The 12,661-nt window shown below is 56.6% G+C and carries 14 protein-coding genes; all 14 read left to right on the forward strand.

Annotated features, from left to right (window positions below; translation table 11 throughout):
- Nucleotides 1-34 precede the first annotated feature (34 nt).
- Nucleotides 35-247, forward strand: a complete 213-nt coding sequence (locus ACZM8Y_RS16345) for a DUF5348 domain-containing protein (protein ID WP_076778842.1) — start codon at nucleotides 35-37, stop codon at nucleotides 245-247.
- A gap of 105 nt (nucleotides 248-352) precedes the next feature.
- A complete protein-coding gene (locus tag ACZM8Y_RS16350; protein WP_076778845.1) occupies nucleotides 353-829 on the forward strand; it encodes a PcfB family protein in 477 nt (158 codons plus the stop codon).
- Nucleotides 826-2,631, forward strand: coding sequence for a VirD4-like conjugal transfer protein, CD1115 family (locus ACZM8Y_RS16355; protein ID WP_347138686.1), 1,806 nt, complete (start codon nucleotides 826-828; stop codon nucleotides 2,629-2,631). Before ACZM8Y_RS16350 ends, ACZM8Y_RS16355 begins: the two co-directional genes overlap by 4 nt.
- A 30-nt stretch (nucleotides 2,632-2,661) precedes the next feature.
- A complete protein-coding gene (locus ACZM8Y_RS16360) occupies nucleotides 2,662-2,892 on the forward strand; it encodes an antitoxin (protein WP_208037644.1) in 231 nt (76 codons plus the stop codon).
- Nucleotides 2,893-2,991: 99 nt separating this feature from the next.
- Nucleotides 2,992-3,207, forward strand: a complete 216-nt coding sequence (locus tag ACZM8Y_RS16365) for a Maff2 family mobile element protein (RefSeq protein ID WP_076778855.1) — start codon at nucleotides 2,992-2,994, stop codon at nucleotides 3,205-3,207.
- 112 nt (nucleotides 3,208-3,319) lie between these two features.
- Nucleotides 3,320-4,183, forward strand: a complete 864-nt coding sequence (locus tag ACZM8Y_RS16370) for a VirB6/TrbL-like conjugal transfer protein, CD1112 family (protein ID WP_208037803.1) — start codon at nucleotides 3,320-3,322, stop codon at nucleotides 4,181-4,183.
- Between the two features lie 60 nt (nucleotides 4,184-4,243).
- Complete coding sequence (locus ACZM8Y_RS16375; RefSeq protein ID WP_489501899.1) at nucleotides 4,244-4,759, forward strand: MT-A70 family methyltransferase; 516 nt, start codon at nucleotides 4,244-4,246, stop codon at nucleotides 4,757-4,759.
- Between the two features lie 35 nt (nucleotides 4,760-4,794).
- Nucleotides 4,795-5,235, forward strand: a complete 441-nt coding sequence (locus tag ACZM8Y_RS16380) for a PrgI family protein (RefSeq protein ID WP_489501900.1) — start codon at nucleotides 4,795-4,797, stop codon at nucleotides 5,233-5,235.
- Nucleotides 5,138-7,543: a VirB4-like conjugal transfer ATPase, CD1110 family gene (locus ACZM8Y_RS16385; protein WP_438268648.1), complete on the forward strand. Its 2,406-nt coding sequence runs from the start codon at nucleotides 5,138-5,140 to the stop codon at nucleotides 7,541-7,543. Before ACZM8Y_RS16380 ends, ACZM8Y_RS16385 begins: the two co-directional genes overlap by 98 nt.
- Nucleotides 7,540-8,460: a DNA cytosine methyltransferase gene (locus tag ACZM8Y_RS16390; RefSeq protein WP_208037806.1), complete on the forward strand. Its 921-nt coding sequence runs from the start codon at nucleotides 7,540-7,542 to the stop codon at nucleotides 8,458-8,460. The genes ACZM8Y_RS16385 and ACZM8Y_RS16390 overlap by 4 nt, the downstream gene beginning before the upstream one ends.
- Nucleotides 8,457-10,436: a C40 family peptidase gene (locus tag ACZM8Y_RS16395; RefSeq protein WP_208037807.1), complete on the forward strand. Its 1,980-nt coding sequence runs from the start codon at nucleotides 8,457-8,459 to the stop codon at nucleotides 10,434-10,436. Before ACZM8Y_RS16390 ends, ACZM8Y_RS16395 begins: the two co-directional genes overlap by 4 nt.
- A 22-nt stretch (nucleotides 10,437-10,458) precedes the next feature.
- The gene (locus ACZM8Y_RS16400) at nucleotides 10,459-10,713 is read left to right on the forward strand and encodes a DUF4315 family protein (RefSeq protein ID WP_208037808.1); all 255 of its coding nucleotides are present in this window, start codon (nucleotides 10,459-10,461) and stop codon (nucleotides 10,711-10,713) included.
- Nucleotides 10,703-11,518, forward strand: coding sequence for a DUF4366 domain-containing protein (locus ACZM8Y_RS16405; protein WP_208037809.1), 816 nt, complete (start codon nucleotides 10,703-10,705; stop codon nucleotides 11,516-11,518). Before ACZM8Y_RS16400 ends, ACZM8Y_RS16405 begins: the two co-directional genes overlap by 11 nt.
- Before the next feature lie 2 nt (nucleotides 11,519-11,520).
- Nucleotides 11,521-12,661, forward strand: a 1,141-nt coding sequence (locus ACZM8Y_RS16410) for a DNA topoisomerase (protein WP_489501898.1), incomplete at its 3' end; no start/stop codon positions are given.

The following is a 12,661-nucleotide window of genomic DNA, read 5'->3' on the forward strand; positions in this document are numbered from 1 at the left end:
GGCGACCGGGAAAATCTGAAAGGAGGACGGCCCTATGAAACAGGGTGCATTGATTTTTGACGAGCAGGCAGACCGTTACGACATCCGCTTTGATCTGGCAGACTACTACGGCGGGCTGCACTGTGGGGAAACCTTTGACGTGATGGTGGGCGGCAGGTGGAAGCCCACCCGCATTGAGATGGCCGAGGACTGGTATCTGGTAGGCGTCCGCGCCGACGACCTTTCCGGCCTGCGGGTGCGGATTTAATCGGGGGCAACCGGCGAAAGCGGCTGTCCCTTTTCTGTTTCCTGCGGCGGCTTTCGGTGCCACCTTAACCACACCACCGCGCTTCTGCGAAAGGAGGGATAGCGATTGCAGGAAGAAGTAGACCAGAAAACCATAGCGTTAGCGGTGAAAACCGGGAAGCTGACCGGCCAAGTGCTGCAAGCGGCCATGAAGAAATTTCTGGCCGCCCGGCAAAAGGGCAAAGCCAAGCCCCACCACGGCCACCAAAGCCTGCGGCAGCTCAAAAAGGACGGTTCGGCCCTCTCCAACATCGAGATCACCGACGCGAATATTGGCCTGTTCAAGCCCTGCGCCAAGAAATACGATATTGACTACACGTTGCGGAAAGACAGTTCCACCCACCCGCCGCGCTATATCGTGATTTTCAAGACCAAGCAGGCCGACAATCTGGAACAGGCGTTCAAGGAGTTCACGGCCAAGAAGTTAAGCCGGGAGGAACGGCCCTCAATCCGAAAGACCCTATCCGCCCTGAAACAAAAGGCTGCGGCCAAGACGCAGCAGCGGGCCAAGGAGAAAGTCAAGGAAAGGGGGCTGTCACTGTGAAACCAGAGGTAAAAAAACTGATCCTGTCCAATCTCCCGTACCTGATTTTCGTTTACCTGTTCGGGAAGCTGGGGCAGGCATACCGGCTGGCGGCAGGCGTAGACTTGTCGGAAAAGCTGCTGCACTTCATGGACGGCTGTTCGGCGGCCTTTGCAAACGCCGCCCCCAGCTTCCACCCTTTTGACCTGCTGATCGGCGTCGCCGGTGCCGCCGCCCTGCGGCTCATGGTGTACTGCAAAAGCAAGAACGCCAAGAAATACCGCAAGGGCGAGGAATACGGCAGCGCCCGTTGGGGGACGGCCAAAGACATTGCCCCGTACATCGACCCCAACTTTGACAACAACATTCTGCTGACGCAGACGGAACGGCTCACCATGAACAACAGGCCCAAAGACCCCAAAACCGCGAGGAATAAAAATGTTCTGGTAATCGGCGGTTCCGGCTCCGGCAAGACGAGATTTTTTGTGAAGCCCAACCTTATGCAATGCGTGTCCAAGGACTACCCGACCTCATTTGTGATAACCGACCCCAAGGGCAGCCTGATCAGTGAGGTGGGCCAGCTTTTGCAGCGCAGCGGCTACCGCATTAAGGTTTTGAATACCATCAATTTTTCAAAATCCATGCGGTATAACCCGTTCCGCTACATCCATTCGGAGAAAGACATTTTGAAGCTGGTAAACACGCTGATCTGCAACACCAAGGGCGAGGGCGAAAAATCCGCCGAGGATTTTTGGGTAAAGTCGGAACGGCTTTTGTATTCGGCCCTGATCGGCTATATCTGGTACGAAGCGCCGGACGAGGAAATGAACTTCACGACGCTGCTTGAAATGATAAATGCGTCGGAGGCCCGCGAGGACGACCCGGAATTTCAATCCCCGGTAGACCAGATGTTTGAACGGCTGGAAGCAAAAGACCCGGATCACTTTGCTGTGCGCCAGTACAAGAAATTCCTGTTATCCGCTGGCAAGACCCGTTCCTCGATTTTGATTAGCTGCGGCGCACGTTTAGCGCCATTTGACATCCAGGAGGTGCGGGAGCTGATGGAGGACGACGAACTGGAACTTGACACCATCGGGGACGAGAAAACGGCGCTGTTCCTCATAATGAGCGACACCGACACCACTTTCAATTTCATTCTGGCAATGGTACAGAGCCAGCTTATCAACCTGCTTTGTGACCGGGCCGATGATAAATACAGCGGGCGGCTGCCCGTCCATGTACGGATGATTTTAGACGAGTTTGCGAACATCGGCCAGATACCGAACTTTGACAAGCTCATTGCCACCATCCGAAGCCGGGAAATTTCGGCATCCATCATTCTGCAAAGCCAGTCGCAGTTAAAGGCGATTTACAAGGACGCTGCGGAAATCATTTCCGACAACTGCGATTGTACGCTTTTCCTTAGTGGGCGGGGCAAAAACGCCAAGGAGATCGCTGACGTGCTGGGGAAAGAAACCATCGACAGCTACAATCAGAGCGAGAACCGGGGCGCGCAGACTTCCCACGGACTGAACTATCAAAAATTGGGAAAGGAGTTGATGTCACAGGACGAAATCGCAACAATGGACGGAGGCAAGTGTATTTTGCAGGTGCGCGGCGTGAGGCCGTTTTTCAGTGAGAAATACGACATCACCAAGCATCCCCGGTATAAATACCTTTCCGACGCCGACAAGAAGAACACCTTTGACGTGGACAGATATTTGTCGTCCATGCGCCGGAAGAAAAAGCGCGTGGTATCAGAGGCGGAAACCTTTGAGCTGTACGACATTGACCTGTCGGATGAAGATATGGCCGCCGAATAAGGTGGCTGGCATAGAAAGGAGCCTGACCCTATGGAACACTCGGACGAACTGACATTTGCGGAATACTTCAAATCCAGATATGACCTATTCCGGGGATTGATTACTTTTACTGTCGCTATGCAATGGTTGATCGACCATGATTTTGCAGAACCGACAGACAACGATGCCCGGCTGATGGACATTGAGGTGTCCAGACAAATGTGTGACGTGTGGGGAGAGCTTTATGTTCTTACCCTGCGGGAATGGCTGGACGGCCAATAACTCCGGGCCGCCTGCGGATTGTGACGTGCTGCTGGATATGACCGGCAGCTTTTTTGTACCCAAAACCACATCACAATCTGAATTTATGGAGGTAAATGTATGGAATTTTTCAATAGCGCAGTTGATACTTTGCAGACTATCGTGATCGGCCTCGGCGGTGCCCTCTGTGTGTGGGGCGGCGTGAACCTGCTGGAAGGTTACGGGCAGGATAACCCGGCATCCAAAAGCCAAGGTGTGAAGCAGCTCGTTGCGGGCGGTGGTGTCGCCCTGATCGGCCTGACCCTTGTTCCCCTGCTGTCCGGGCTGCTGGGCTGATGGCCCCGGCCCTGTCCGAACCGTAACCACTGACACGACATGAAACCTGAAATAAACCCCGCCGCGCCCTCTCGTTTGAACCGGGAGGGCGCGGGAAAGGAGGTGTACCCCTATGATTGGTGATCTCATTGGGGATTGGCTGAAAGGCATTTTAATTGACGGCATCATGGGCAACCTCTCCGGCCTGTTCAACACGGTAAATACCAAAGTCGGGGAAATCGCTTCCGACGTGGGGACGACGCCGCAGGCATGGAACGGCGGCATTTTTAGTATGCTGCAATCCCTGTCCGAAACGGTGATTGTCCCCATAGCGGCGGCCATCCTTGCCCTTGTCATGTGCTATGAGCTGATCGAAATGATTGTCGAGAAAAACAATATGCACGACTTCGACAGCTCTATGTTCTTTCGCTGGATGTTCAAATCTGCCTTTGCCATCCTCATTGTGACGAACACATGGAATATCGTCATGGGCGTATTTGACGCCACCCAAGCCGTCGTCAACCAGAGCGCCGGGGTAATCATCGGGGAAACCAGCATCGACTTTGACACGCTGCTTCCCGATCTGGAAAGCCGCCTTGAAGCAATGGACATCGGGCCGTTGCTGGGCTTATGGTTCCAGACCCTTGTTGTGGGGCTGACGATGAACATTCTATCCATCTGCATTTTCCTTGTGACCTACGGGAGAATGATTGAAATATACGCCGTGACCGCGCTGGGGCCGATCCCCCTTGCCACGCTGGGAAACGCGGAGTGGCGCGGCATGGGCCAAAACTATCTGAAATCCCTTTTGGCGCTGGGCTTCCAAGCGTTCCTGATTATGGTTGTCGTCGGCATCTATGCGGTGCTGATACAGGAAATCGGGACGGCGGAGGACATTTCCGGCGCGATCTGGGGCTGCATGGGCTACACGGTGCTTTTGTGCTTCTGCCTGTTCAAGACGGGAAGCATCAGTAAAGCAGTTTTCACAGCCCATTGACGTTGAAATTTTTACGCAGGAGGAAAAAGACTTATCGAGGAACCACAGAAATATCACATCATATACGCCGATCCGCCGTGGCGGTATGAATGTAAACGAACAGGGGCGGCGGAGCATCACTATCCCACCATGAGCATTGACGAGCTGTGCGCCCTGCCAGTGGGAAAGCTGGCGGAAAAGGACTGCCTGCTGTTTTTGTGGGCCACGTTCCCGCAGCTCCCGGAGGCTTTGCGGCTTATCAAGGCATGGGGCTTTACGTTCAAGACCGTGGCCTTTGTCTGGCTGAAACGGAACAGGAAAAGCCCCTCATGGTTCTATGGGCTGGGCTACTGGACGCGGGGCAATGCGGAAATCTGCCTGCTTGCCAAACGCGGCAAGCCCAAACGCCACAGCGCCGGTGTCCACCAGTTCATTATCTCCCCGGTGGAGGAACACAGCAAAAAGCCGGACGTGACCCGTGACAAGATTGTGGAGCTAGCGGGCGACCTCTCCCGCGTGGAGCTGTTTGCCCGGCAGAAAACGCCGGGCTGGGATGTGTGGGGCAACGAGGTAACAAGCGACCTGACCCTGACCTGATTTTTGAAAGAAACGAGGTGATTTGATTGGCTTATGTGACTGTTCCCAAGGATTTAACCCGTGTGAAATCCAAGGTGGTACTGGGACTGACGAAACGGCAACTGATCTGTTTTGGCGGTGCGCTTCTTGTAGGCGTCCCGCTTTTTTTGTTGATCCGGGGGCGCGTCCCCACCAGCGCCGCCGCGCTGATTATGGTATTCGCCATGCTCCCCGGCTTCCTGCTGGCCCTGTACGAACGCCACGGCCAGCCCCTTGAAGTGGTGGTGTGGCAGATGATCCAGTGCAGCTTCATCCAGCCAAAGGAGAGGCCCTACCAGACCAACAACGCTTACTCTGCCCTTGTGCGGCAGCATCAAATGGAAAAGGAGGTAAATGCCATTGTCCAAAAAGCAAAAGCAAGAGCCGCAGCCAAAGACGCCGGTAAAGCTCACCCGCGCCGAAAAGAAAGAAATTCAGGCCATCATCCGCAAGTATAAGGGCGACGGCAGGCCCCATTCGGCGCAGGACAGCATCCCCTATGAGGCCATGTATCAGGACGGAGTGTGCCGGGTGACGGCCAACACGTTCAGCAAGTGCATCGAGTTTGCCGACATCAGCTATCAGCTCGCGCAGGCCGACACGAAAACCGCTGTCTTTGAAAACCTGTGCGACCTTTACAACTATCTGGACGCTTCCATCCACGTCCAGTTTTCCTTTGTCAACCGCAAGATTGACCCCAAGCAGTACGCCAAGAGCTTTGAGATCAGGGCGCAGGGGGACGACTTCGACGACATCCGGGCCGAGTACACCGGCATCCTGCAAGACCAGCTTGTGAAAGGCAACAACGGCCTGCAAAAGCGCAAGTTCCTGACCTTCACCATTGAGGCCGACAACCTGAAAATGGCCCGCGCCCGCTTGCGCCGGATTGAAACCGACCTGCTGGGGTACTTCCGCACGATGGGGGCCGTGGCATGGGTGCTGGACGCGAAAGAACGGCTGGAAGTCATGCACAGTATCTTCCACCCGGACGGGGAACCGTTTCATTTTGACTGGAAGTGGCTGGCCCCGTCGGGGCTTTCCACCAAGGATTTCATTGCCCCGTCCTCGTTCCGCTTCGGCAATGCCCGGATGTTCGGGCTGGGCGGCAAGTACGGGGCCGTGAGCTTCCTGCAAATCCTCTCCCCGGAGCTGTCGGATGAAATGCTGGCCGACTTCCTGAATACGGAAAACGGCATCGTCGTCAATCTCCATGTGCAGGCCATCGACCAAGGGGAGGCCATTAAAACCGTCAAGCGGAAAATCACCGACCTTGACGCCATGAAGATACAGGAGCAGAAACGGGCTGTCCGCAGCGGCTATGATATGGACATCCTTCCCAGCGACCTTGCCACCTACGGGCAGGACGCGAAAGAGCTTTTGAAAACCTTACAAAGCCGAAATGAACGGATGTTCCAGCTTACCTTTTTGGTGTTGAACACTGCCGACACCCGGCAGAAGTTGGAGAACGAAATCTTCTGGGCCTCTGGCGTGGCGCAGAAATACAACAATTCCCTTGTCCGGCTGGACTACCAGCAGGAACAGGGCCTTATGAGCAGCCTGCCGCTGGGGGCCAGCCACATCAAGATCGAGCGTTCTTTGACAACTTCCAGCGTGGCCGTGTTCGTGCCGTTCGTGACGCAGGAGCTTTTTCAGGGCGGCAACGCCATGTATTACGGCATCAACGCCAAGACCGGCAACATGATTATGCTGGACAGAAAACGGGCGCGCTGCCCCAACGGTTTGAAGCTGGGGACGCCCGGCAGCGGCAAGTCCATGAGCTGTAAATCCGAGATTTTGAGCGTGTTCCTCTGCACCCAGGACGACGTGTATATCTGTGATCCAGAGGCCGAGTATTATCCCCTTGTGCAGCGGCTTCATGGGCAGGTGGTAAAGCTGTCGCCCACCAGCAAATCCTATGTGAACCCGCTGGACATCAACCTGAATTATTCGGAGGATGAAAGCCCGCTGGCCTTAAAATCCGACTTTGTGCTGTCGTTCTGTGAGCTTGTCATGGGCGGAAAGAACGGGCTGGAAGCCATCGAAAAGACGGTGATTGACCGGGCGGTGCAGGTGATCTACCGGCCCTATCTGGCAGACCCCCGCCCGGAGAATATGCCGATCCTTTCGGACTTGCACAAAGCCCTGTTAGACCAGCATATCCCGGAGGCCGACCGGGTGGCGCAGGCCCTTGACCTGTATGTGAACGGTTCCCTGAACGTGTTTAACCACCGCACCAACGTCAACATCGAAAACCGCATTGTGGCCTTTGACATTAAGGAATTAGGCAAGCAGCTCAAAAAGCTGGGGATGCTCATTGTCCAAGACCAGATTTGGGGCCGCGTGACCCAAAACCGCAGCCAAGGCAAGGCGACGTGGTACTTCTGCGACGAGTTCCATTTGCTTTTGCGGGAGGAACAGACGGCGGCCTTTTCCTGCGAGATTTGGAAGCGTTTCCGAAAATGGGGCGGCGTCCCGACAGGTGCGACGCAGAACGTGAAAGACCTGCTTTCTTCCCCGGAGATTGAGAACATTTTGGAGAACAGCGACTTTATCTGCCTGTTAAATCAGGCGTCCGGCGACCGAAAAATCCTTGCGGAACGGCTGAACATTTCCCCGCAGCAGCTACGGTATGTGGACAATTCGGAACCCGGCGAGGGGCTTTTGATTTACGAGAATGTAATCCTGCCCTTTAAGAACCCCATCCCGCAGAACACCCAGCTTTACAGGATTATGACGACCCGGTTAGGCGAGGGGGCCACGGTATGAGCAGGCTTACACATTTCAGCCTGTTCAGCGGGATTGGGGGAATTGACCTTGCCGCAGAGGCGGCTGGATTTACTACGGTATGCCAGTGTGAGTGGGCGGATTTCCCGACCACCGTACTCAACGCGCACTGGCCGACAGTACCTAAATTTCGGGATATTACAACAGTGACGAAGGAGGCGTTTTTTGAAAAGACAGGACAACGAACCGTTACGCTCATCTCCGGGGGATTTCCCTGCCAGCCGTTTTCCAGCGCCGGAAAACAGCGGGGCTTCAAAGACGAAAGATACCTGTGGCCTGAAATGCTCCGGGTTATCCGGGAACTGCGCCCCCATTGGGTGCTTGGCGAAAATGTTGCTGGCTTCATCAATATGGGGCTCGACAAGACGATCCTTGACCTGGAAACAGCCGGTTACGCCGTTAGGGTATTCGTACTACCTGCTGTTGCCGTCGGCGCATGGCATGAGCGCAAAAGAACTTTCATCATCGGCGCTTCTTCTTCCAACACCCCTTGCCAGCGACACGGGGGATGTGGGGGAAAATCTGGACGTGCGGATGTCGCCGTCCGGGAGTTTCAAGAAATACAACCCCAGCGGGGCCGCATGGACGGCGCGGCTGTCATGGACAGTTTATCGTCTGGTAGGGTGCCCGCCCGGCAACGTGAAATTAAATCCCGACTGGGTGGAATGGCTGATGGGATTCCCCCAGAGATGGACGGACATTCCATGTGGGCCGAAGAACCCAAAACTATCCCGTACCTAATCAGCGACCCGCCGCAGAGTGTGGCGAAACGATTAAAGACATTAGGCAATGCCGTTGTTCCGCCGCAGGTATATCCTATCCTGCGGTATATCTCTGATATTGAAACCGGGCGCTGCCTGAACTGGTGCGTTTCATTGAAAGGAGGTGGTTTGCCGTGAAGCCCTTAAAACCCCGTGACAAGGTGACACAGCGCATGACCCGCGACGGGCTGACGCTGGATAACCAGACCACCGGCGAGAGCGTCAACGTGTCCAGCCGGGAGGCCGAGCAGGAATATACCGCCGAGCCGGGCGGCGCTGCGGAAAAGGTACTGGAACGGGCCGGGGACATCCGCGACCGCCGCAAGGCGAAACGGGCGGCCAAGGACGCCGGGGACGTGGTAACGGAGGCAGGCGAAGCCCTGCACCGGCCATCTTCCTGGCTGCAATTTACCACCGCAGAACGGGCCGACCCCCGGCTTTCCAAGTACGTCCGCAAGGCAGAAAAACAGGCGGATAAGCTGGACGCCGCCAAAGACGCGCTGCCGAAAAAGCGCGTCGTCACCAAGGAAACCGTCTATGACGAGGCATCCGGCAGGGCCAGAACCAAGCTGCGCTTTGACAAGGTGGAGAAGCCCGCGCCCCAGCTAAAGCCCAACCCCATGAGCCGCCCGGTTCAGGAAGCCGGGCTGTTCGTCCACGGCAAAATCCACGAAGTCGAGCATGAAAACGTGGGCGTGGAGGGCGGTCACAAGGGGGAGGAACTTGCGGAACGGCAGGCGGGCAAGGCCATCCGCAGCGGCATCCGCCACCATAAGCTCAAACCCTACCGGGCCGCAGCCAAGGCGGAACGGAAATCCATTGCCGCCAACGCCGAGTATATCTACCAGAAATCTTTGCGGGATAACCCGGAGCTGGCGCAGGCGGTAAGCAACCCCGTGTCCCGGTTCTGGCAGAAACAGAAAATCAAGCGCGATTATGCCAGAGCAGCGAGGGCCGCAGGTCAGACGGCACAGGGTGCGGCGGGAGCCGCCGCCAAGACCGCACAGGCCAGCGCCGCAGCCGCGAAAAAGGCCGCAAAGAAAAGTGAAAAGGCCGCGTCCTTTGTGGCCCGCCACTGGAAAGGGGCGCTGGTGATCGGCGGCGTGGGCCTTTTGCTGCTGATGATTATGGGCGGTCTGCAATCCTGCACCGCCATGTTTGGCGGCACCGGGACGGGGCTTGCGGCCACGTCCTATCTGTCCGAGGACGCGGATATGCTGGGGGCAGAAGCCGCCTACGCGGAGTTGGAGGCCGACTTGCAGCACGAATTGGACAACTACGAAAGCCTGCACCCCGGCTATGACGAGTACCGCTATGATCTGGACGACATCGGCCATGACCCCTATGTGCTGACCTCTATCCTGTCGGCGCTTCACGGCGGGGCCTACACGCTGGATGAAGTACAGGGCGACCTTGACCGGCTGTTTGGGCTGCAATACACCCTGACGCAGACCATTGAAACGGAAACCCGCTACCGCACCGAAACGAGGACGGACAGCGAGGGCAACACCTACACCGTGGAAGTGCCGTACACCTACTACATCTGCAACGTGAAACTGGTAAACAACGACCTGTCCCACCTGCCTGTTTCCATTATGAACGAGGAACAGTTGAGCTTCTACGCCGCCTATATGCAGACGTTAGGCAACCGGCCCGACCTGTTCCCAAGCGGCAGCTACCCCAACGCATCCACCGTCAAAGAGCCGACCTACTATGAAATCCCGCCGGAGGCTTTGGAGGATGAAACCTTTGCGGCCATGATTGCGGAGGCAGATAAATACGTCGGCTATCCCTACGTGTGGGGCGGTTCCAGCCCGTCCACTTCCTTTGATTGCAGCGGATTTATTTCGTGGGTAATCAATCATTCCGGCTGGAACGTGGGCCGCCTGACGGCGCAGGGGCTTTATAACATCTGTACCCCCGTCACAGCGGAGCAGGCAAAGCCCGGCGACCTTGTGTTTTTCGTCGGCACCTATGACACCCCCGGCGTGTCCCATGTGGGGCTGTATGTGGGTAATTCCGTGATGTTGCATTGCGGCGACCCCATCAGTTACACGAACCTTAATTCAAGTTACTGGCAGCAACATCTTTATTGTTACGGGCGTCTACCTTGACGCCAGAAAGGAGCGTTTTTCTATGGCAACCAACAAACTTGACCGTATCGAACGGGATATTGAGAAAACCAAAACCAAGATCGCGGAACTGCAAAAGCAGCTTCGGGAGCTGGAAGCGGCCAAAACCGAACAGGAAAATTTGCAGATCGTCCAGCTTGTGCGCGGCCTGAACATGACCCCGCAGGAGTTCGCCGTCTTTGTGAGAGGCGGCGCTTTGCAGGCACCCCCAGCCCCGCAGCCGGAGTTTGAACAGGAGGACAATGCCGATGAAGAATAAGAAAATCATCCGTACCTTTGCCGCGACGCTGGCCGTTATGCTGTGCTTTGCGGCCTTTTCCACCACCGCCTTTGCCGGGGGCGTTGACCCTGACCCGGAACCGCTGCCGGAAACCACGGAGGCCCCGGAAGAAGTGCCGGAGGAAACCGAGGAACCCACCACCGGGGGGATCGAGATGGAGCCGGAGGGCGTACCCGTCACCCCGGAGGGCAATGCCGCACTGGTGGATGATTTCTACGGCGATAAACAGCTTATTACCGTTACCACCAAGGCAGGCAACTATTTTTATATCCTGATCGACCGGGCCAACGAGGACAAGGAAACATCCGTCCATTTCCTCAACCAAGTGGACGACGCCGACCTGCAAGCACTGTTGGAGGACGGCGAGGCGGAGCCGGAGGTTTGCACCTGTGCGGAGAAATGCGAGACCGGGGCTGTCAACACCGCCTGCCCGGTCTGCAAAAATAACCTGACCGCCTGTGTGGGTGCAGCGCCGGAGGCCGAGGAACCGGCAGAAACCGCCGAGCCGGAGGACGAAGCCGGAAACAGCATGGGCGGCCTGATTGTGTTCCTTGTGGTACTGCTCATTGGCGGCGGCGCGGCCCTTTACTTCTTCAAGTTTAAGAAGCCGAAAGCCAGCACCAAGGGCAATGACGATCTGGACGAATACGACTTCGGGGAGGACGAGGACGACGACGAGGACGAACCGGCCCCGGAGGTGGACGACGACACCGGCGAGGTGGAGGCCAGACCGTTAGACGATTACCTGCTGGATGAAGATGAACCGAAAAAGGAGGATGAATAATTATGACTTCACATATTCTTGTAATTGCAGAGAAACCGAGCGTCGCCCGCAGCATTGCGGGCGTGATCGGGGCCACCAAGAAACAGGACGGCTACATGGAGGGAGGCGGCTATCTGGTGAGCTGGTGCATCGGTCACCTTGTTTCCCTTGCCGACGCCGGAACCTACGACCCCCGCTATAAGAAATGGGCCTATGACGACCTGCCGATTTTGCCGCAGGAGTGGCAGTACATCATCCCCGCCGAGAAGAAAGGACAGTTTGCCGTGCTGCGCTCCCTGATGGAACACCCCGACGTGACGGGCCTTGTGTGCGCCACCGACGCCGGGCGCGAGGGTGAGCTGATTTTCCGTTTCGTCTACCAGATGGCGGGCTGCAAAAAGCCGTTCAAGCGCCTTTGGATTTCCAGCATGGAGGACGCCGCGATCCGCGAGGGCTTTGCCCACCTGAAACCGGGGGCCGACTACGACGACTTGTATCAATCGGCCCTGTGCCGGGCGCAGGCCGATTGGCTGGTGGGGATCAACGCCACCCGGCTTTTCTCCATCCTCTACCACAAGACCCTGACCGTGGGCCGTGTCCAGACGCCTACCCTCAATATGCTGGTTGACCGGGAGGCCAAAATCAGCAATTTTAAGAAAGAGAAATACCACGTTGTCCATATCGCGGCGGGCGGCATGGAGGCGGCCAGCGACCGCTTTCTGAACCCCGACGACGCCGACGCCACCAAGACGGCCTGTGCAGGAGCGCAGGCCGTTTGTGTATCGGTGAAGCGTGAGAAAAAGACGGAGCAGCCGCCCCGCCTTTACGATCTCACCACCTTGCAGCGGGAGGCCAACCGCCTGTTTGGATTTACCGCCAAGCAGACCCTTGACTACGCCCAGCAGCTTTATGAAAAGAAGCTGCTGACCTATCCGCGCACCGACAGCCAATATCTTACCGACGATATGCAGCCCACAGCGGAAAGCATTGTGTCCGGCCTGTGGCCGCTGCTTTCCTTTGCGGCAGGGCTGGACATTGCCCCGCAGTTTGGCCGGGTGCTGAACAGCAAAAAGGTGTCCGATCACCACGCCATTATCCCCACGATGGAGTTTGTGCAGAAAGGCTTTGACGGGCTGACCGAGGGCGACAAGAAACTGCTGTCCC

The sequence above is a fragment of the Bilophila sp. genome (genome assembly GCF_057864385.1).

Coding starts and splice junctions, on each gene's coding strand:
- ACZM8Y_RS16345 (WP_076778842.1), top strand. CDS start 35: ATGAAACAGGGTGCATTGATTTTTGACGAGCAGGCAGACCGTTACGAC.
- ACZM8Y_RS16360 (WP_208037644.1), top strand. CDS start 2,662: ATGGAACACTCGGACGAACTGACATTTGCGGAATACTTCAAATCCAGA.
- ACZM8Y_RS16365 (WP_076778855.1), top strand. CDS start 2,992: ATGGAATTTTTCAATAGCGCAGTTGATACTTTGCAGACTATCGTGATC.
- ACZM8Y_RS16370 (WP_208037803.1), top strand. CDS start 3,320: ATGATTGGTGATCTCATTGGGGATTGGCTGAAAGGCATTTTAATTGAC.
- ACZM8Y_RS16390 (WP_208037806.1), top strand. CDS start 7,540: ATGAGCAGGCTTACACATTTCAGCCTGTTCAGCGGGATTGGGGGAATT.
- ACZM8Y_RS16400 (WP_208037808.1), top strand. CDS start 10,459: ATGGCAACCAACAAACTTGACCGTATCGAACGGGATATTGAGAAAACC.
- ACZM8Y_RS16405 (WP_208037809.1), top strand. CDS start 10,703: ATGAAGAATAAGAAAATCATCCGTACCTTTGCCGCGACGCTGGCCGTT.